Origin of the sequence: Paenibacillus sp. FSL E2-0190 (assembly GCF_037992965.1) — a bacterium.
GTDB classification, from domain to species: Bacteria; Bacillota; Bacilli; order Paenibacillales; family Paenibacillaceae; genus Paenibacillus_AQ; species Paenibacillus_AQ odorifer.
Genome location: NZ_CP150306.1, coordinates 2843964 through 2863624 on the forward strand (window position 1 = coordinate 2843964; position 19661 = coordinate 2863624).

17 protein-coding genes are annotated in these 19661 nt (G+C 45.6%); 16 read left to right on the top strand and 1 reads right to left on the bottom strand.

The window, feature by feature from the left end; all coding sequences use genetic code 11:
* Positions 1–86 precede the first annotated feature (86 nt).
* The 3 genes from NST25_RS12225 to NST25_RS12235 are packed head-to-tail and all read left to right on the top strand — an operon-like array spanning position 87 to position 4075.
* Positions 87–1748: a spore germination protein gene (locus NST25_RS12225; protein WP_076280822.1), complete on the top strand. Its 1662-nt coding sequence runs from the start codon at positions 87–89 to the stop codon at positions 1746–1748.
* The gene (locus tag NST25_RS12230) at positions 1666–2952 is read left to right on the top strand and encodes a Ger(x)C family spore germination protein (protein WP_081383232.1); all 1287 of its coding nucleotides are present in this window, start codon (positions 1666–1668) and stop codon (positions 2950–2952) included. The genes NST25_RS12225 and NST25_RS12230 overlap by 83 nt, the downstream gene beginning before the upstream one ends.
* 22 nt (positions 2953–2974) lie before the next feature.
* Complete coding sequence (locus NST25_RS12235) at positions 2975–4075, top strand: GerAB/ArcD/ProY family transporter (protein ID WP_076129140.1); 1101 nt, start codon at positions 2975–2977, stop codon at positions 4073–4075.
* On the opposite strand, the gene NST25_RS12240 is transcribed toward NST25_RS12235, so the two are convergent.
* The gene (locus NST25_RS12240) at positions 4048–4305 is read right to left on the bottom strand and encodes a hypothetical protein (protein ID WP_036686181.1); all 258 of its coding nucleotides are present in this window, start codon (positions 4303–4305) and stop codon (positions 4048–4050) included. The two genes, NST25_RS12235 and NST25_RS12240, sit on opposite strands and share 28 nt — an antisense overlap.
* Positions 4306–4490: 185 nt before the next feature.
* Here NST25_RS12240 and NST25_RS12245 point away from each other — a divergent pair, with 185 nt between their 5' ends.
* From NST25_RS12245 to pknB, 13 genes are all read left to right on the top strand, one after another.
* On the top strand, positions 4491–6359 hold the full coding sequence (locus NST25_RS12245) for a bifunctional homocysteine S-methyltransferase/methylenetetrahydrofolate reductase (protein ID WP_076306354.1): 1869 nt from the start codon (positions 4491–4493) through the stop codon (positions 6357–6359).
* Between the two features lie 38 nt (positions 6360–6397).
* Positions 6398–7291, top strand: coding sequence for a YicC/YloC family endoribonuclease (locus tag NST25_RS12250; protein WP_076129143.1), 894 nt, complete (start codon positions 6398–6400; stop codon positions 7289–7291).
* 48 nt (positions 7292–7339) lie between these two features.
* Complete coding sequence (locus NST25_RS12255; RefSeq protein WP_006209218.1) at positions 7340–7600, top strand: DUF370 domain-containing protein; 261 nt, start codon at positions 7340–7342, stop codon at positions 7598–7600.
* 19 nt (positions 7601–7619) lie between these two features.
* A complete protein-coding gene (gene gmk / locus NST25_RS12260) occupies positions 7620–8189 on the top strand; it encodes a guanylate kinase (protein ID WP_076129144.1) in 570 nt (189 codons plus the stop codon).
* Positions 8190–8240: 51 nt separating this feature from the next.
* Positions 8241–8441, top strand: coding sequence for a DNA-directed RNA polymerase subunit omega (gene rpoZ / locus NST25_RS12265; RefSeq protein WP_036686188.1), 201 nt, complete (start codon positions 8241–8243; stop codon positions 8439–8441).
* A gap of 216 nt (positions 8442–8657) precedes the next feature.
* Positions 8658–9893 carry a bifunctional phosphopantothenoylcysteine decarboxylase/phosphopantothenate--cysteine ligase CoaBC gene (gene coaBC / locus NST25_RS12270; RefSeq protein ID WP_076280821.1) on the top strand — a complete coding sequence of 412 codons (1236 nt, stop codon included), beginning with the start codon at positions 8658–8660 and terminating at the stop codon, positions 9891–9893.
* Positions 9893–12424 carry a primosomal protein N' gene (priA, locus tag NST25_RS12275; RefSeq protein WP_076275857.1) on the top strand — a complete coding sequence of 844 codons (2532 nt, stop codon included), beginning with the start codon at positions 9893–9895 and terminating at the stop codon, positions 12422–12424. Before coaBC ends, priA begins: the two co-directional genes overlap by 1 nt.
* An 85-nt stretch (positions 12425–12509) precedes the next feature.
* Entirely contained in the window at positions 12510–12989 is a 480-nt protein-coding gene (gene def, locus NST25_RS12280) for a peptide deformylase (RefSeq protein WP_036686193.1), read from the top strand.
* Between the two features lie 5 nt (positions 12990–12994).
* Positions 12995–13930 carry a methionyl-tRNA formyltransferase gene (fmt, locus tag NST25_RS12285; RefSeq protein WP_076129147.1) on the top strand — a complete coding sequence of 312 codons (936 nt, stop codon included), beginning with the start codon at positions 12995–12997 and terminating at the stop codon, positions 13928–13930.
* A 137-nt stretch (positions 13931–14067) separates the two neighbouring features.
* Positions 14068–15399, top strand: a complete 1332-nt coding sequence (gene rsmB / locus NST25_RS12290; protein WP_256715957.1) for a 16S rRNA (cytosine(967)-C(5))-methyltransferase RsmB — start codon at positions 14068–14070, stop codon at positions 15397–15399.
* Positions 15400–15550: 151 nt separating this feature from the next.
* Complete coding sequence (rlmN, locus tag NST25_RS12295) at positions 15551–16591, top strand: 23S rRNA (adenine(2503)-C(2))-methyltransferase RlmN (RefSeq protein ID WP_036686196.1); 1041 nt, start codon at positions 15551–15553, stop codon at positions 16589–16591.
* Positions 16592–16597: 6 nt separating this feature from the next.
* On the top strand, positions 16598–17371 hold the full coding sequence (locus NST25_RS12300) for a Stp1/IreP family PP2C-type Ser/Thr phosphatase (RefSeq protein WP_076129149.1): 774 nt from the start codon (positions 16598–16600) through the stop codon (positions 17369–17371).
* The gene (pknB, locus tag NST25_RS12305) at positions 17371–19632 is read left to right on the top strand and encodes a Stk1 family PASTA domain-containing Ser/Thr kinase (protein ID WP_340394080.1); all 2262 of its coding nucleotides are present in this window, start codon (positions 17371–17373) and stop codon (positions 19630–19632) included. The genes NST25_RS12300 and pknB overlap by 1 nt, the downstream gene beginning before the upstream one ends.
* Positions 19633–19661: the final 29 nt, after the last annotated feature.

Sequence of the window (19661 nt, forward strand, 5' to 3'; positions counted from 1 at the left end):
CCTGATGTGACTTTAAGCAGCCGAATAATGGAAGGAGTAACCGAGAATAATACTACAATGTTTATGAGAGAAAGGAGGGGAGCTTGTTGAACATCAACGGGTTAACTAAAAGAAATAAATCCGGTAAGGGACAGCAAGCAGACCCGGCGGGTTCAGGTTCTGGAGCCAGATTAACCATTCATCTGGAGCAGACACTAAACAATATCATTACCGAGCTGGGAGATAGTCCGGATCTTAGAATCCGCCAGGTAAAGCTTGGTGAGCAATCCTTTGTTGAGGCTGCTGCGGTACATCTTAATGGTCTAGCTAAGACAGAAACCGTTAATCAATTTGTAATGGGTTCATTGCTCTCTATTACGGATGAGATGCTCAAGGAAAGTAATACTGCAGCAAATAATCTGAATGACCTCATCTTAAACCGTGCCCTGGAAATAGGTGAAGCGCAGCTGCAGGAGGATTGGAACGAGGTGCTGCTCGGAATTCTTTCTGGGAAGACACTGATTCTCATTGAAGGTTATGACAGTGGCATCATGTGTGAGACTGAAGGAGGGGAAGCTCGTTCTGTCACCGAACCCTCGACTCAGCTAGTTGTGCGTGGTCCAAAGGATAGTTTTGTTGAATCTTTGGCTACGAATGTCTCATTAATACGCAGAAGAATAAGATCACCCAAACTAAGGCTCGAGCATGTGAAGATCGGGTCGGTAACTCAGACCGATGTGGCTTTAATGTACATCAAGGATACTGCGGACGAGAAGCTGGTTGAAGAAGCTAGAAAACGGCTGCAACAGATTAATGTAGATGCCATCATGGAATCCGGTTATATCGAAGAGCTGATTCAGGATAAGACCTTTACCCCTTTTCCAACGATCAATAACAGCGAGCGGCCAGACGTGGCTGCAACGAATCTGTTAGAAGGGAGGGTAGTGATTGTCGTTGATGGCACCCCCTTTGTATTGATTTTGCCTGCGGTTTTCACTCTTTTTTTTCAGTCAGCTTCGGATTATGCGCAAAGGTTCGATATTGCTATTCTGATGCGAATTATTCGGTATATCAGTTTTATCGTGCTTATTCTAGGGCCTTCCGTGTATATAGCTTTGACGACGTTTCATTATGAGATGATCCCTACGACTTTGCTGATCAACCTGTTATCGCAACGAGAAAATGTGCCTTTCCCCGCTTTTGTCGAAGCTATTCTAATGGAAGGTGCGTTTGAGATCATCCGGGAAGCGGGAGTAAGAATGCCACGTGCAGTTGGGCAGACCGTATCTGTAGTAGGTGCTCTGATTCTTGGTCAGGCCGTGGTAGAGGCTGGAATTATTACGCCCGTTATGGTGATTGTGGTCGCGTTGACCGGGATTGCGAGCTTTGCCATTCCAGCGTATAACATGGCGATTGCGGGCAGAATTATCCGCTTTGGTTTTTTGATATTGGCCGGTATGTTTGGTTTTTACGGGATTACATTGGGTTTAATCGTACTGGTTGCACATATGAACAGTCTGCGGACTTTTGGCGTTCCTTATTTGTCTCCAATCGTGCCTTTGTCATCCAGAGGTCAGAAGGATGCTGTCTTAAGGCTGCCTTTGTGGGCGCTTGGCACAGCAGAACCAGCTCCTGCTACTGCGCAGCAAGGGAACATTTCAGAAGGGAAGGAGATCACAACCGGACATGAACAGAACCTATCTCCAAAAATTCTTGATAAGACTAAAGGGACACAGTCGCATAAGAAAGGAAAGCAAGATTCTGAGTAAATGCAATTTTTTCTTAGCAGGACTTTTACCTTGCGTATTGATCTGTCTTAGTCTCACAGGCTGCTGGGATAGTGTGGAATTAAACAGAAGAGCCATCGTTTCGGGTGTGTCCATAGATAGAGGACCTACAGAAGAAGAGAAATACGTAGTATCCTTTCAGGTTATCGTTGCTGACGAAATCTCTGGGAAGAACGCTAGAGGGACTTCACCTGTTTCGGTATATAAAGGTAGCGGCCGCTCTATGTTTGAAGCATTAGCCAATGCCTCGCGTCAGACTGCACGTTTTTTGTCTTTAGGACATATTCGGGTGGTCATCATTTCCGAGAAGTTCGCGCAAGAAGGCATCAAGGATATCATGGATGTGCTGGAAAGGGAAAGTGAAACCCGGCTGACAAGCCTGATTTTTATTTCCAAGGGACAGCCTGCTAGTGAATGTATGACGACTATGACCGTGTTCGGAAGAATTCCATCCAACGATTTGGTGGAAAAGCTGCAGACGACCTCTAAACAATTCGGATATAACTATCGGATGGAAGTGGATGATATTATCCGGGGGATACAGGTTCCTGGTGGGGGGCCAGTGATCAATGGCGTGCTAGTGACTGGAGATTTGGAGCAGAGGGAAAGTAATGATAATTTAAAAAAAATAAGACCGGAGGCCATAATAAAAGTTACGGGTCTTGCAGCTTTTAAAGAAGACAAGCTTAAAGGGTGGCTGCAAGGGGAGGAGGCGATCGGTACCGTTTTGCTTAAGAATAAAATCTCTCAGATGCCGGTACTGGTCTCGATAGGTGAGAATGATTATATATCGTTTAATGTGTATTTATCACAGGTACATATCCACGCTGATGCGAAAGACATAGAGCATCCTATCTTCACGATTAACGTCACTCAGCAGGCTGGATTAAAGGAATCGCCCAATGGCTTGGATCTAACAGATCCAACGGTGTTAAATAATCTTTCGAAGCTTTTGGAAAAGAATATTAAAGAACAGATTCGCGCTGCCATAACAACTGCCCGTTCGTTAAAAAGTGATTATCTAGGTTTTGGTGAAGCAGCAGAAAGAGCTAATCCACGTGGCTGGAAACAAGTAAAAGATCATTGGGATCGTATATTTGAAACCTGCCAGATTAATATCAATACGGATGCTGTGATCAGGCATACGGATATGCGGAGTGATTCCTTTCAGTCCAAGTATAAGTAATGACGATAAAGGAGGAGCAGCTATGGGAAAAATAAAAATAGGACTACTCCAATTTTTCACGTTGACTTTGTTGTTTGAACTTGGAACAGCACTGGTAGTGAATCTTGGGATGGAGTCTGGTAAAGATGCGTGGATATCCATACTGCTCGGAAATTTGATCGGTTTGATTATTTTTTCGGGGTACACTTATTTATACAGAAAGTTTCCGGATCTCCCCTTAACGGCATATACCCGCAAGCTGCTGGGAAGATCCTTAGGTACGGTGATTTCCGTTCTCTACATTATCCTTTTTCTCAATTTAGCGGGTCGTGATTTACGGGATGGCAGTTCCATGCTGGTTATGGCTACTATGCACCGCACACCGTTGTTTATCATATCTACATTGATGATATTATCTTCTGCGTATGTTTTGCATAAAGGAGTAGAGGTGTTATCCCGAACTTCATTGGTATTCGCAACTCTCGTAATGCTGATAGGTATATTTTGCTCGATCATGCTGATGTTATCGGGCTCCATTAATTTGAATCGATTGCTTCCTGTTTTTGAGAATGGGTTCCAGCCTGTGATCGAATCTGTCATTCGTCAGAACTATATGTTCCCTTTTGGTGAAATGATTTGTTTTACCATGCTAATGCCCTATCTGAATAATGTTAAAAAAGGTCCTTGGGTCATCGGAGCAGGGATATTTGTTTCAGGTTTGCTCTTAAGTCTGACTATGATGCTGAATATCTCCGTGCTGGGCACAGATATTGTGAAACGTTCACCCCTCCCTCTGATGCCCACGATTAGCAAGATTTCAATCTCTGATTTTATTCAACGTGTGGATATTCTAGTAGTTATGGTGCTGATTATCGGCGTTTTTTTCAAAATGTCAGTGTTTTTTGCGGCGGCACTTATAGGGATTTCCGAATTGTTCAAAATTCCTTACCGGAGAATGGTCTATCCCTGTGCTCTGATCATTCTGTTCAGCTCGATGTTGAACGCGCGGAGCTTTACTGAACATATTAATGAGGGAGGGAGATTGTTATATACGATTTTCCCGTTCTTTATGGTGTTGATCCCTGTAATTCTTGTCATTGTTGCGGCGATAAGAAGTCATCTTTCCCCGCCACGTTCTGGTTGATGTCCTGTTTTCCAGTAGTAGATATCGGGGATGAACAAGCAGAGCAGCAAAATACAAGCCGTTGCTTTCTCAGAGGCGGTATAGAATAGATAATTAAGGATATAGCCGACGTTACCCAGCCCATAGCCATACAGCCAATCTAGCAAATAAATATACAATAAGCAGAGAGTGGCTAGCAGTAAAGTTACAGCGTATTTTCGGATCAGAAACTTTCTTGTTTTTTTCTTCAAAGTATTCTCTCCTTTATGGAAATATCAGCATTAACGTTAGTATGAAGCTTTTTATAGATGAACATGCATGGTGGATATTTTGGGCTAAATGCATTTCTTTTGGAAAGCTTATCATCCATACCGATTTATGTTACATTAGTATGAAACTAAAGTTAGAAACTAATGTGGCAGGGGAGGATCTTGTTGTGAAGCCGGATTTACGTTCCGCATGGGGAAATAAAGTATTAGTCGGAGACGGAGCGATGGGCACCTACTTATATCAGAAGGGTTTCCCGGTCGGCATTTCCTATGAAGAATTGAATTTGACCTCTCCGGGGGTAATCGAAGATGTTCACCGCAGCTATATTGAGGCAGGGGCAGTGCTGCTGGAGAGCAACACCTTCTCGGCGAACTATGACAGGCTCTCTAAATATGGTCTAGAATCTAAGGTTGAGGAAATCAATCGAGCCGGGGTTAGAATCGCTCGCCGGGCTGCTGGAGATCATGGGTATGTATTAGGAGCTGTAGGATCTATTCGCGCGGGCAAACGTGCGAATCTCTCTTCCACAGAGCTGAAAAAATATTTTACACAGCAGATTGCTGCATTGTTAGAAGAGGACGTAGATGGCATTATGCTGGAAACCTTCTACGATGTTGAGGAACTGCATTTAGCTCTAAGAACGCTCCGCAAGATCAGCTCGCTTCCTGTAGTTTGCCAATTAGCTGTCGATGAAACAGCACGCACATTAGATGGATTAACTTTGCCGGAAGCTTTTCGTATCCTGGAAAACGATGGTGCTGATGTTATCGGATTTAACTGTAACACAGGCCCGAACGGAATGAAGCGGGCGCTCAAAGCTGTACAAGGGAGTCTGGTTTTGCCAGCTTCTGTGTATCCAAATGCGGGTGTAGCGGATTATGTAGACGGAGAATACCGGTACGGGGCTTCTCCAGAATATTTTGGGCAAATGGCGCAGACTTTTGCGGAGATGGGCTGCCGGATAATCGGTGGTTGCTGTGGTACAACTCCGCAGCATATCGCAGAAATCTCGTCTGCACTGAAGAATTATGTACCGCAACCGCTTCCTAAACCGTTGCCACCTGCTGTGGAGCGTGTATCGCTGCAAGATAATTTTGGCGATGATGGTAGAGAGGGTAGAGAGCCGAACCTGGTTGATCTGGTAAAGGAACGACATACGGTTATTGTTGAGCTTGATCCACCTCGTGAATTGGATATCGCAAAGTTTATGCAGGGTGCAGAAGCGCTAAGAAGAGCAGGCGCGGATGCGTTGACACTCGCCGACAACTCTCTGGCTGTTACACGGATGAGCAATATGGCGTTGGGGCATTTGGTGCACGCTAAAACCGGACTTCGTCCGCTAGTGCATATTGCTTGCCGGGATCGTAATTTGATTGGTACTCAATCCCATTTGATGGGTTTTGATGCGCTTGGAATTGATCATGTGCTGGCCGTAACAGGTGATCCTGCGAAATTTGGAGATCTTCCCGGCTCAAGCTCGGTTTATGATTTAACTTCTTTTGAGATAATTAGAATGATCAAGCAGCTGAATGACGGGATTTCCTTCTCAGGTAAACCTTTGAAACAGAAAGCGAATTTTGTAATCGGAGCTGCGTTTAACCCGAATGTTAAATATTTGGATAAGGCAGTGCAACGTCTGGAGAAGAAAATCGCCTCTGGTGCCGACTATATTATGACCCAGCCTGTCTATGATCAGGAACTTATCGTGAAGATAGCTGAGGCAACAGCACATCTGGAAATCCCTGTATTCATTGGGGTTATGCCACTGGCAAGCGGACGAAATGCAGAGTTTCTACATAATGAGGTTCCCGGTATTCAGCTTACGGACGATGTCCGCAACCGGATGAAGGGACTTGAAGGGGAAGCTGGAAGAGCAGAAGGTGTCGCTATCGCTAAGGAACTGTTAGATGTTGCTACTGCCCATTTTAATGGGATCTATCTGATGACTCCGTTCATGTTCTACGATATGAGCGCACAGCTAATGGAGTATGTGTGGGAGAAATCAGGACGCAAATTGTCCCCCTTGTTTCGCTAGTAATAATCAATTACAATAGTGTAATGGATGTGATTCCGTTGTCATTTAGCATGACCGGATACGGTCAATCGTCCCTGCAATTCGGCGGCTACAAGATTATGTTCGAAGTGAAATCGGTGAATCACCGGTACTGCGAAGTTGTACTGCGGATGCCCCGGGATTGGACGGGTTATGAGGATGTGTTGAGAAGAAAGGTTCAACAGCACATCAAACGGGGAAGAATAGATGTTACCATCAATAGAGAGCACGATGAGTCGACTGTTAGACCGGTTCTGAATCACTCTGCTGTAATGACCTATCTAAAGGCAGCAGAGCAGCTTAAGAATGAATATGGTTTGAGTGGTGAGTTGACTTTACGTGATATACTTTCTATACCCGGTATTATGGACAGCAAAGACGAGGCTGCGGGTGCCGTGTCTGCGACATTAGAAGACTACTCCGAAGTATTGGAGGCGGGACTTGAGCAGTGTTTGCAGTCTCTGCTGGAGATGCGCGCCCGTGAAGGAAGTTTTCTAGCCGCTGATATTGAACAGCGCCTGAACCATCTTGAGAACATGCATGCTGAAATGGTTGAACTTGCACCTGTCGTAATCATTGAATATCGAGAGAAACTTCGACATCGGTTAAATGAACTAAATGATGGGACGTTCGCTTTTGATGAGCATAAATTTGGGATGGAGATCGCTATTTTTGCAGATCGCTGTAATATTGATGAAGAGTTGACCCGGTTGTATAGTCATTTCGAGCAATGCAGAGCCCTCCTGAAGGGGAAAGGACCGGTAGGACGCAAACTGGATTTTCTCATTCAGGAGATGAACCGTGAGACGAATACAATCGGATCGAAATGCAATCATCTAACTCTCGTGGGTCTTGTGCTAGATATGAAAGCAGAACTGGAGAAGATTCGAGAACAAGCTGCGAACATAGAGTAATCGGGAATAGGTAATAGCATAGAACTTTATGGGGGGAACTACCGGAACATGGCAATCAAACTTATTAACATTGGCTTTGGAAATATTGTGTCTGCCAACCGCATTATTTCTATCGTCAGTCCGGAATCTGCACCAATCAAACGTATTATCCAGGAGGCACGTGATCGGCATATGTTGATCGACGCCACCTATGGCCGACGGACTCGTGCCGTAATCATTACAGATAGTGATCATGTCATCCTATCGGCTGTACAGCCGGAGACTGTGGCGCATCGCTTATCCAGTAAAGATGACGACAACGACGAATAACAACTAAATGGAGTGTATTATGTCAAAAGGATTGCTCATCATATTATCCGGACCTTCCGGCGTAGGTAAAGGTACTGTTTGTACAGCACTACGTCCGAAGATGCCCGAACTTGTCTACTCAGTTTCTGCTACTACTCGCAGTCCGCGTGCGGGTGAGGAAGATGGCGTCAACTATTTTTTCAAAAGCAAAGATGAATTTATGGCAATGATCGAAGCCGATCAATTGCTTGAATACGCGGAGTACGTAGGTAATTATTACGGTACTCCACGTGATTTTGTGGAGAGAACTCTCAATAGCGGCAAAGACATTATTCTCGAAATTGAGGTTCAAGGCGCTCTCAAAGTTAAAGAGAAATTTCCTGAAGGGATTTTTGTGTTCCTTCTTCCTCCATCCATGGACGAGTTGAAGGACCGTATTCGCGGACGGGGTACTGAGCATCCAGATGTGATCGATCACCGCATGACTGTAGCGGAGGATGAGATCAACTTAATGCAGCATTATGATTATGCTGTTGTGAATGATGAGATTGATCTGGCTTGTAAGAGAATAGAAAGCATTATTATCGCCGAACATTGTAAAGTCAGATAATTTATGCTGAAGGTCAAATGTATTAACAGTAAACTATGAAGAGGTGTCCCAGTGCTATATCCATCCATTGATGAAATGATGACTAAGGTTGACAGTAAGTATTCGCTCGTTGTCGCTGCTGCACGTCGTGCTAGACAATTGCGTGAGGGTGGCAAGACAGATGTGAAGAATCCTAGATCGCATAAATTTGTTGGTGTTGCTCTTGAGGAAATTTACGAAGATCGCATTACTCTAACCCGCGGTGAAGAGTAGTCTCAAGCATAAGTAATAATGACCTATTGTAGAAACGGATGCCGCCTATTTGTTTTGAGGCGCTGCCGTTTCTTCTTGGGTTATGGAGCATTTACGGGTCTTAAATTTATGATGAAAGCCCAGAACCGGGCTCTTTATGACAACCGGAAGGTTGTTATTTTTTTCTCGTCGTAAAGATAGCCATTCGTTGTAAGAGTAGGGAACAGGGGGGAGATCATGTTGAAGAGCTTGAAGGGGAAGACTATTTTACTTGGGATCACAGGAGGAATTGCTGCTTATAAAGCGGCGTCCTTGACCAGTAAGCTTGTCCAAAAAGGTGCCGAGGTCCATGTCATTATGACAGCTTCGGCGAAGCAGTTCATTACAGAATTAACTCTACAGTCACTATCGAAGCAACGAGTATACAGCGATACATTCCAGGAGAGAGATCCATCCTCCATTTCACATATTGATCTGGCAGATGCTGCGGATCTTGTGCTGGTAGCACCCGCGACCGCAAATATGATTGCCAAAATGGCGCACGGGATCGCCGATGATATGTTATCTACAACGCTGCTAGCTACTACGGCTCCTATTATGGTTGCACCAGCTATGAATGTTCATATGTATCAGCATCCAGCTGTACTTAATAATTTGAATATTCTAGCTACTCGGGGCATTCAATTTATTGAGCCTGGTGAAGGACTGCTGGCATGTGGATACGTTGGCAAAGGTCGGCTAGAAGAGCCAGAGGCTATTGTGAGTGTGGTTGAGAATTTTTTTGCACATCAAGCAAGCGTCGCATCCAAACCTCTTGTGGGTAAAAAAATCGTCATCACAGCGGGTGGAACGGTAGAACGCATTGATCCAGTACGTTATATCTCCAATGATTCATCAGGTAAAATGGGCTTCGCATTAGCACGTACTGCGCGCGCAATGGGAGCTGAGGTAACGTTGATTGCTGCGCGTACAGATGAGGCCCCTCCACAGGATCCAGAGATTTCAGTCATTCGTGTTCAATCTGCACAGGAAATGTATGAAGCAGTTACCGCACAGTGGGACAGCTGCGATATTATGATCAAGGCGGCGGCTGTATCGGATTACCGTCCGAAGCATAGTGAGCCTTCTAAGATTAAAAAAAGCGGAGAGACGATGACGCTTGAGCTTGTGAAGACAACGGATATTCTGGAAACACTCGGTAAGAACAAAAACAAGCAGTTTTTGGTTGGCTTTGCTGCGGAAACGGGCAATACGGAATTTTATGCTAAGGACAAGCTGGTCCGCAAAAACTGCGATCTCATCGTTGCTAACAATGTAGCGGCTGCAGGAGCCGGATTTGGAGCGGATACGAATATCGTTTCGATATATGATGTGAATGGATTGGTGCTTGAATTGCCACAATTGTCGAAGGATGAGGTTGCTCGTCGTTTGCTGACGCTCGTGGCAGAGCGAATTACTGGAGCTTCATTATAATGGATATCGCCAAGGTCATTGTGGATGTGCCTGTACGCAGCACTGACCGGCCATTTGATTATAGTATTCCAGAATCCCTGAAATTATGGATTGAAGTGGGCAGTCGGGTAGCCGTTCCGTTTGGGCACCGGACAGTCCAAGGTTTTGTAGTTTCTTTAGAATCAGGCGAGACACTAGTGAATCCTAGCCTGAAGCCAATCCAAGAAGTGTTGGATCTGCTCCCGCCTTTATCTCCTGAATTAGTTGAGCTTGCGGACTGGATGAGTAAAAGATATGCATGTAGACGAATTTCAGCACTGCAGGCGATGTTGCCCACCGCTCTAAAAGGGAAGGCAGAACGGCTGATTTCACTTGGAGATGTGCAGGAAGAGACAGCATTTCCAGAGGATGAATTGTTCCCAATGTTTGCGGACACAGGGGATGAGGAACGGCTAATCACAGAATTTATTGGACGTAGTGGCGAAGTTTCCATGAAGCAGCTTACTCGTGCATTTCCTGAGGCTGCTGAGACGGTGAAGTTCATGCTGCGGCGTGGAGTACTTATAGAGAGTCAATCCATTAAGGATAAAATGGGCAAGAAAAAGCTCAAGGCAGTCGATCTGGCGATAGGTGTCACTGCTGCCCGGGAGGCTTTGAACAAATTTCCGAAAAAATCAGCACGCCAGAAGGAAGTTCTGAGCTTTTTAGTTGATATGGAAGCTACACTCCCCATGGCCCTTAAAGAAGTTTTGTCTGCACTCCAAGTAACGGCAAGTACTGTAAAGGCCTTGGAGGAAAAAGGATTTATCGAGATCAGTGAAATTGAAGTCTATCGCGATCCTTATCAAGGGCGAGATTTTAAACCTACCGCACCTCTACCGCTCACAGCGGAACAAGAGGTCGTATATACAAGGATTTCTCGAACCGTAGAAGAGCAGCTTCACGAAGTATTTCTGCTTCATGGCGTTACGGGTAGTGGTAAGACAGAGATCTATTTGCAGTGTATTAAACGTTGTTTAGATCAGGGTAGACAGGCTGTTGTTCTTGTTCCAGAGATTGCTTTAACGCCACAAATGGTGGAGCGGTTTAAGGGACGGTTCGGCAGCGGGGTCGCGGTTATGCATAGCCGGCTGTCTGTTGGTGAGCGATACGATGAGTGGCGTAAAATCCGTGAAGGAAAGGCCACAGTCGCTGTAGGCGCAAGATCGGCCGTGTTTGCTCCTTTCTCCAACTTAGGACTGATTATTATGGATGAAGAACATGAGACCTCTTATAAACAGGAGGAGAATCCGAAATATCATGCCCGTGATGCTGCTATTCGTAGAGCGGAGCAGTGTGGGGCAGCTGTGATTCTTGGATCTGCCACGCCTTCGCTGGAAAGCTATCATGCTGCAAGATCGCAGAGTGATATTCATTTTTCACCGGTACTGCTGGAGATGCCTACCCGTGCGCTTGGAAATGAACTTCCAAAGGTGAACGTAGTAGACATGCGGGAAGAGCTTAAAGAAGGCAACCGTTCGATGTTCAGCCGAAAGCTTCATTCAGCACTGGAAGAGAGGCTGGAACGCGGAGAACAGACGGTGCTGCTGCTTAACCGTAGAGGTTTCTCAACCTTTGTCATGTGTCGTAGCTGTGGTTACGTAGCCGGTTGTCCAGAATGTGATATCTCACTAACATATCATAGCCGTAGTGACAATTTGCGTTGTCATTATTGTGGCCATGCTGAACCAGCACCTAAGCTTTGTCCGGAGTGTGGGAGTGAGCATATCCGGTTTTTCGGAACGGGTACACAGCGTGTGGAAGAAGAGCTTGGTAAGCTGTTCCCAGGCATAAGAGTGATTCGAATGGATGTGGACACAACAACAGAAAAAGGCTCACATGAGAAGCTGCTGAACCAATTCCGGGACAAAAAAGCGGATGTTCTCCTGGGGACTCAGATGGTAGCAAAGGGACTGGATTTTCCAGATGTCACTCTTGTTGGTGTAATCACAGCAGATTCAGCGTTGAACCTGCCCGATTTTCGCGCAGCAGAGAAGACATTCCAATTGCTTACACAAGTTGCAGGCAGAGCAGGCCGGCATCAGCTTCCAGGCGAAGTGGTCGTTCAGTCCTATACGCCAGAGCATTATTCCATTATTCATGCCAGCGGACATGACTATCTCTCTTTTGTACGTGAAGAGCTGAAGCATCGTAGAGGCCTCCATTATCCGCCGTATTGCAGACTCATCCTGGTCACATTGTCTCATGAACAGCTGCCGCTTCTACTGCGGATGGCAGAGAATTATGCTCTGAATCTTCAAGGAAAAGCCAGACAGCTAAGATGGTATGGAAGTCTCGATAAGCTAACCAGTGATGTGTTAGATCTGTTGGGTCCTGTGGCTTCACCTATCCCTCGATTAAAGGGTAGATATAGATTCCAGTGTATGATAAAATGGCGCGGCGCCATCGATGTAATTGGACTTGTCCGTCAAGTGGCTGAAGAGTTAGAGGATTCTGTACGGGATACTGGTCTTCAGATCAGCATTGATGTGGATCCGCAGATGTTGATGTAAATCCGTATCATGTTACAATGTAAAAAAAGAGCTTTATCAATTGACTTTAAATATAGAAATGTTCAGAACGGGAAGGTGTTTTGTAATGGCTATACGTTTGATCGTTAAGGAACCGGATGAAGTATTGCACAAAAAAGCTAAAGAAGTAGCAGTAGTTACTCCTAATGTTAAAAAATTGCTGGATGATATGGCACATACGATGTATGACGCTGAAGGAGTAGGGCTGGCGGCACCCCAAGTCGGAATTTTGAAACGTCTAATTGTGGTGGATGCGGATGAAGAGCATGGATTGATCAAAATGATTAACCCTGAAATCATCAGCATGGAAGGTGAACAGCTAGGGCCAGAAGGATGTCTTAGTATTCCTGGCTTGAATGGTGATGTACGCCGTGCGGAGACTGTAACTGTACGTGGCCTTAACCGTGAGGGAAAAGAGATTACGATAACCGGCAGTGGTTTACTTGCCCGGGCTTTTCAGCATGAGATTGACCATTTGAATGGAGTTCTGTTTACAGATATCGCTGAAAAAGTGTACGAGATGACTGCTAACGAGACTGAGGAGTGAGGAATATGAAGATTGTTTTCATGGGAACTCCAGCCTTTGCGGTGCCAAGCTTGCAAATGCTGGTAGATGAAGGCTATGAAGTTGTAGCTGTCATCACCCAACCGGATCGTCCGCAGGGGAGAAAAAAGATCTTGGCTCCTTCACCAGTTAAGGAAGCCGCATTAGCTCTCGGATTACCTGTGCTTCAGCCTGAACGCATGCGTCGTCCTGAGGCAGTCGCTGAGCTGGCTGCATATGAGCCGGATTTGATCGTCACGGCTGCTTATGGTCAAATTTTGCCTAAAGCTGTGTTGGACTTACCGCGGAATGGTTGTGTGAATGTACACGGTTCGTTGCTTCCTAAATATCGGGGAGGTGCTCCGATTCAGCGTAGTATCATCAATGGTGAGAAAGTGACCGGCGTTACTTTGATGTATATGGCGGAAGGGCTGGATACCGGTGACATGATCTCTCGTGTCGAAGTGGCTATTGAGGCTGAAGATACCTCTGGAACTCTTTTTGAGAAGCTAAGCCTAGCGGGACGAGATCTGTTAAAGTCTGAAATGCCACGTTTAGTGAGTGGAAAAGTTCAAGCTGTTCAGCAAGACGATAGTGAGGCAACTTATGCTCCTAACCTTAATCGCGAGGATGAACGTTTGGATTGGAACGCGAGCTCGCGTGATAACTATAATCGAATTCGTGGATTAGTTCCTTTTTCCGGCGCATTTACGCTCTGGAATGGTGAGACCTTTAAAGCTTGGGCTTCTAAACTGCCTGAAGAGCAGAAAGCAAGCGATAGTGCTCCAGGAACGGTGCTTTCTGTAACCGAGCAAGGTGTCGAAGTGAAAACAGGTGACGGAAGTCTGCTGCTGACAACGGTTCAACCTGCTGGCAAAAAAGCAATGAGTGCGGCCGATTTTAGCCGTGGTGCTGTTATGAAGCCAGGGACGGTGTTAGGTTGAGCGGCGGTGGAAATGGTGTTGGCCGATCAGCAGTAAATCCTAACGCTGGGAAGAGACAGGGGAACAATTCCAAAGCAGTTGGCAACAACGGCAGAGCTGGCAATAAGGGTAAGGTTGCCCCTGCTTCTGCCCGGGAAATCGCGCTTGATATAATGGTTAAAGTTGAGCAGCAAGGTGCATATAGCAATTTGCTGCTCAACAGCAGTCTACAGAAGGCGACACTTAGCAAAGAAGATGCCGGACTGGTCACAGAACTTGTTTATGGCTCTATTTCGCGGATGAACACCTTGGATTATGTGCTTGAAGGATTTGTTAGTAAAGGGATAGCTAAACTACAGCCATGGGTCCGTAATTTACTGCGGTTAAGTTTATATCAAATTATGTATCTGGATCGTATACCGTCCCATGCAGCTGTTAATGAGGCTGTTAATATAGCGAAGAAAAAAGGCCACCAGGGAATCTCAGGGATGGTTAACGGTGTGCTGCGCAGTGTGTTGCGCGCTGGTGATCTACCGGTTCTGCCTGAGGGGCTGAGTCAAGCGCAGCGGATATCGATATTATACTCACATCCGTTGTGGTTAGTGGAACGTTGGATTACCGAGTACGGTGTCGACACGGCGGAAGCGATTTGTGCATCTAATAATGAGCCGCCTGCGGTCAGCGTACGTGTGAATACAACGATGATCAGTCGTGAAGCTCTGTTGAACCAGATGATTGAACAAGGTCTGCAAGCTTCAGCATCTGAGGTTAGTCCCTATGGCATTGTTGTGAAAGGCGGCGGAAACCTGGCGCTCACCTCCTGGTATCGTGATGGATATCTCTCCGTTCAGGATGAGAGTTCTATGCTTGTAGCTGAAGCGGTAGCTCCGGAGCCTGGGATGAGGGTACTTGACTGCTGCGCTGCTCCGGGGGGCAAAACAGCACATATGGGCGAGCTCATGAAAGATGAAGGATCAATTTACGCTAATGATCTGCATTTGCATAAAGCGAAATTGATCTCAGATCAAGCAGAACGTTTAGGTCTTGATTGCGTATCTACAGGCAGTGCAGATGCGCTGGAGCTGGAGCACACTTTAGAGCATCAATCCTTTGATAGAATTCTTCTCGACGCACCTTGTTCTGGTCTCGGCGTAATTCGCCGTAAGCCAGACCTCAAATGGCGTAAGCAGCCGGAAGATGTGGCTAGCGTAGCGTCATTGCAACGGGAATTGCTGCAGTCGGTCTCTAAACTGTTGAAACCGGGTGGCATTCTGGTATATAGTACCTGTACTACTGAACAAGCGGAAAATAGTGAAGTAGTAGCTGACTTTTTGAAGCAGAATCCTGACTTCACCGCTGTAACTTTTGCCTCCCCATTATGGGACAGGCTGGAGGGTACTGCGCTGGCTGAGGGTGAGGGAATTCAGCTGCTGCCTCATCATTATGGGAGCGACGGGTTCTATATTTCCAAGCTGCAGAGAGTCTTGTAATATAGCAAATTTTCTGACAATTGTAGTATCCTCCGCCCGCCGGGCTACCGTACGGCGGGCGTTTTCTTTTACCGTCTCTGAAATTTGTGTTAAAATAGGAAGAATGAGAAATAATACGCATATCCTTATGAAAGAACAGGTGTAGATAATAATGAAACCTTTAATATATGATTTTTCTTTAGAAGAGTTACAACAGTGGGCGAAAGACAATGGTGAGCCTGCTTTTCGTGGTGGACAAATTTTTGATTGGCTGTATGTAAAACGTGTGAATGACTTCGAAGCAATGAGCAATTTGTCCAAAGGGCTTCGTCAGAAGCTGAATGAACAATTCTCTATTGCAGCGCTAACTGAAATTACTAAAATGGAATCTAAAGATGGAACTGTAAAATTCCTGTTTGGATTGCATGACGATCATGCTATCGAAACAGTTATCATGAAACATAATTATGGCAATAGCGTTTGTGTAACAACCCAAGTAGGGTGCCGAATCGGCTGTACTTTCTGTGCCTCCACACTCGGTGGATTAAAACGGGATTTGACAGCGGGAGAAATTGTAGCTCAGGTTGTTCGTTCCCAACAAATCCTTGATGCGCGCGGCGAACGTGTCAGCAGCATTGTTATCATGGGTACTGGTGAGCCGTTTGAGAACTATGATGCAACAATGAGATTCCTGCGTCTTATGATTCATGAGAAGGGCCTAAATATCGGACAACGGCATATTACTGTTTCCACCAGCGGTATTGTACCGAGCATTTATAAATTTGCAGAAGAAGATACCCAGATCAATTTGGCGATTTCGATTCATGCGCCTAACGACGCCTTGCGTTCAAAGCTAATGCCTGTTAACCGCCGTTTTCCGTTTGATGATGTAATTGAATCATTGCGTTATTATCAAGCTAAGACGGGACGACGTGTCAGTTTTGAATATGCCTTGATCGGCGGGGTAAATGACCAACCGGAGCATGCTGAGGAATTGGCCGGGGTGCTTAAGAGCATGCTGTGCCACGTCAATTTGATTCCGGTAAACCATGTGCCTGAGCGAAAATATGTACGTACTTCACGCAATGATATCTTTGAGTTTCAACGTATTTTGGCTGATAACGGGGTGAATGTTACTATTCGCCGTGAGCAAGGCCATGATATCGCGGCCGCATGCGGACAGCTGCGTGCCAAACATATGGAGTTGGGGTGAGGATATTTGATCAGAACAGTTCATGCCAGCGATATTGGCCGAGTGCGCTCTGTCAATGAGGATTCGGTCTGGATCGGCGCGACGCGCCACGGTTATACACTCGGCATAATTGCCGATGGGATGGGTGGACATCAGGCTGGTGAAACCGCAAGCAGGCTCGCTTTGGAGACAATGAGGAATAACCTGGACGGGTTAGAGCCTGAACTTCAAGACGAAGCTCTGCGTGATGCGTTGTCAGCTGCTATTTTGGAAGCTAACAGCACTGTGTTCAGGGAGGCTTCCGGTGACGATAAGTATCATAATATGGGTACTACTGTCGTTGCTGTTCTTTTGAATGGATCAAACGGATATATTGGCCATATCGGAGACAGCAGAGCCTATTTAATAAAAGACAGTGCGGCAGTTCAACTAACCGAGGATCATACGCTAGTCAATGAGCTGTTCAAGAACGGTCAGATCAGTGTGGAGGAATTGGATAATCATCCGCGTCGTAATGTGCTGACGAGGGCACTTGGAACAGACGCTGAGGTTGAGGTTGATATGGCGCCTATAGCTCTGCTACCAGGGGAAATTTTGCTTCTATGCAGCGATGGTTTAAGCAACTTTGTCACAAATGAGCATTTAGGCAAAGTAGCAGGTATACATGAGATATCGTTAGAGGAAAGAGCGGACCGTTTACTTCAGCTGGCACTGCTCGCCGGCGGTGGCGATAATATTAGCGTCGCTTTGTTAGAACATCATGGAGAGGCCGCTGTGCCCGAAACAAAGGAGTGGGATTGATGATCGGTCACGAATTGGGCGGCCGTTACCAAGTCATCGAACGGATCGGCGGAGGTGGAATGGCGCTCGTCTATAGAGCACATGACATTCTTTTAAACCGAAATGTCGCCATCAAAGTATTGCGCAATCAGTTTGTGCATGACGAGGAATTTATTCGCCGTTTTAGGCGTGAGGCGCAGTCTGCCGCATCTTTGTCTCATCCGAATGTCGTCAGCATATACGATGTAGGACAAGAAGACGAAATTCATTACATTGTCATGGAGTATATTGAGGGTCAGAATCTTAATGAAATTATAAAAGAACGAGCGCCATTGCAGGTTGATGAATCCGTACGGATCGCTTCACAAATCTGTGATGCCCTAGATCATGCGCATCAGAATCAAATTATTCATCGTGATATAAAACCACATAATATCCTGATCGGACGCAATGGACGGGTGAAAGTAACCGACTTTGGGATTGCCCGAGCAGTTACGTCAACAACCATAACACAGACCGGTTCTGTGGTTGGTTCAGTACATTATTTCTCGCCAGAGCATGCCAAAGGTGTCTCTACAGGAGAAAAGTCTGACTTGTATTCATTAGGTATTGTACTTTATCAAATGCTTACTGGAAGCCTGCCCTTCTTGGGAGAGAGTCCGATTAGTGTAGCTTTAAAACATCTGCAAGAAGAGTTTGAAGAGCCAAAACTTCTGAATCCACTCATTCCGCAAAGCGTTGAGAATGTAATTCTGAGATCAATGCGTAAAAATCCGGAGGAGCGGTACGACTCTGCTAAAGAAATGTTGCAGGATTTGGAAACATGCTTATTGCCGGAGCGTCGCAGTGAGGCGAAGATTCTGTTCAACGATGAAGAAGATGAGGATCGTACGCGGGTTATCCCGGCGATAAAACCGATTCAAAGAAGCAATGGTAATCGTAATCATCGTGAGGAACGGATGGTTCGTGATGAAGATGATGAACCGGTGCCTTCAAGCAAAGGTAAAAAACAATGGGCAAAACCTACATTATGGATTGGGCTTACCTTGCTGTTGCTGTTGGCTATGGCCAGTCTCGTATGGTACGTTAAATCACAGCTAGTTGTTCCTGAAGTTTCCGTTCCTTATGTAGTAGGTAAACAGATAGAACAAGCTCAAACTGAGCTTGAGGATTTGGGGCTTGAGGTTGCTGATCCTATTCTGTATGACTACAGTCCGAATTTTGAAGAGAATGTGGTCATTAAGCAAAGTAGGGAAAAGGATGTCAAAGTGAAAAAAGGAGCGTCCCTTATACTCACTGTGAATACGGCTAAGCCACTACCCAAGATGCCAGATGTAGTTAACAAGAGCTTTGATGATGCGGTTAAGGCATTGATGGCGCTGGGTGTAGCCCAGGACAGGATTGATAATAAACCTCTCTATGACGAAAATACAGATGAAGGTCTCATTGTAAAATCTGACCCTGCATTAAATACTGAATTCGATCCTGAGACGGTTCAAATCACCCTTTACGTTAGTAAAGGAGAAGAAAGTGTACTGTTGCCAGATCTCATCGGTAAGACGGAGAGTGAGGCAAAGGCGCTGCTTGAAGGTGCCAAGCTTGTTCTTGGAGAAGTGAAGAAAGAATCCAGCTTCAGCATTGAAGAAGGTAAAGTAACAAAGACTTGGGCATTTGATAAAGGGACAGGTACTTCTGTTCCACCTGGAACAGCGATTACGATTTACTTAAGTACAGGTTATCCACCTGAAGCCCTGAATTATACCTTTAATGTGCCAGTCGCTCCTGCTCAGGATGGGAAAAAGAGCAAGATTCGTATCGAATTCGTGGATGCGCGCAATAATGGAGAGAAGCAGGATTGGGGAACACGTACCATTGGAAAAAGCCAAGTGTTATCTGTGAATCTAGTATTGGCTCCTAATAAAGATGGTTCAGTTATTGTTACCCGTGACGGTGTACTTTTGGACACTTATGTCATTCCTTATATCGATGCTAAGAACGGAACCGTTCAGGAGCCTGAACCACCAGTTATAGCAACACCACAGCCAACTCCAACACCTTCTGCTGAACCTACGCCTACAATTGAACCTACGATTGAACCGGAGATCTTGCCGGGTTCAGGTTCAGAGAATGACGGAGGGAATAACGGGGCGGTGAATCAGACAGGGTTCGTAACCAATAGTTCGGTAAACAGTGAATCGACTAATAATGGCAATAACAAGCACAATAATAATAAGAACAATAATAAAGGCAAGGATAAATCTAAAGATAAAAACAACAACTAAACAGGATTTAACCTGAACGGTTGGCGTAG

Coding starts and splice junctions, on each gene's coding strand:
- coaBC (WP_076280821.1), top strand. CDS start 8,658: ATGTTGAAGAGCTTGAAGGGGAAGACTATTTTACTTGGGATCACAGGA.
- rlmN (WP_036686196.1), top strand. CDS start 15,551: ATGAAACCTTTAATATATGATTTTTCTTTAGAAGAGTTACAACAGTGG.
- def (WP_036686193.1), top strand. CDS start 12,510: ATGGCTATACGTTTGATCGTTAAGGAACCGGATGAAGTATTGCACAAA.
- gmk (WP_076129144.1), top strand. CDS start 7,620: ATGTCAAAAGGATTGCTCATCATATTATCCGGACCTTCCGGCGTAGGT.
- priA (WP_076275857.1), top strand. CDS start 9,893: ATGGATATCGCCAAGGTCATTGTGGATGTGCCTGTACGCAGCACTGAC.
- NST25_RS12255 (WP_006209218.1), top strand. CDS start 7,340: ATGGCAATCAAACTTATTAACATTGGCTTTGGAAATATTGTGTCTGCC.
- NST25_RS12230 (WP_081383232.1), top strand. CDS start 1,666: ATGAACAGAACCTATCTCCAAAAATTCTTGATAAGACTAAAGGGACAC.
- pknB (WP_340394080.1), top strand. CDS start 17,371: ATGATCGGTCACGAATTGGGCGGCCGTTACCAAGTCATCGAACGGATC.
- fmt (WP_076129147.1), top strand. CDS start 12,995: ATGAAGATTGTTTTCATGGGAACTCCAGCCTTTGCGGTGCCAAGCTTG.
- NST25_RS12235 (WP_076129140.1), top strand. CDS start 2,975: ATGGGAAAAATAAAAATAGGACTACTCCAATTTTTCACGTTGACTTTG.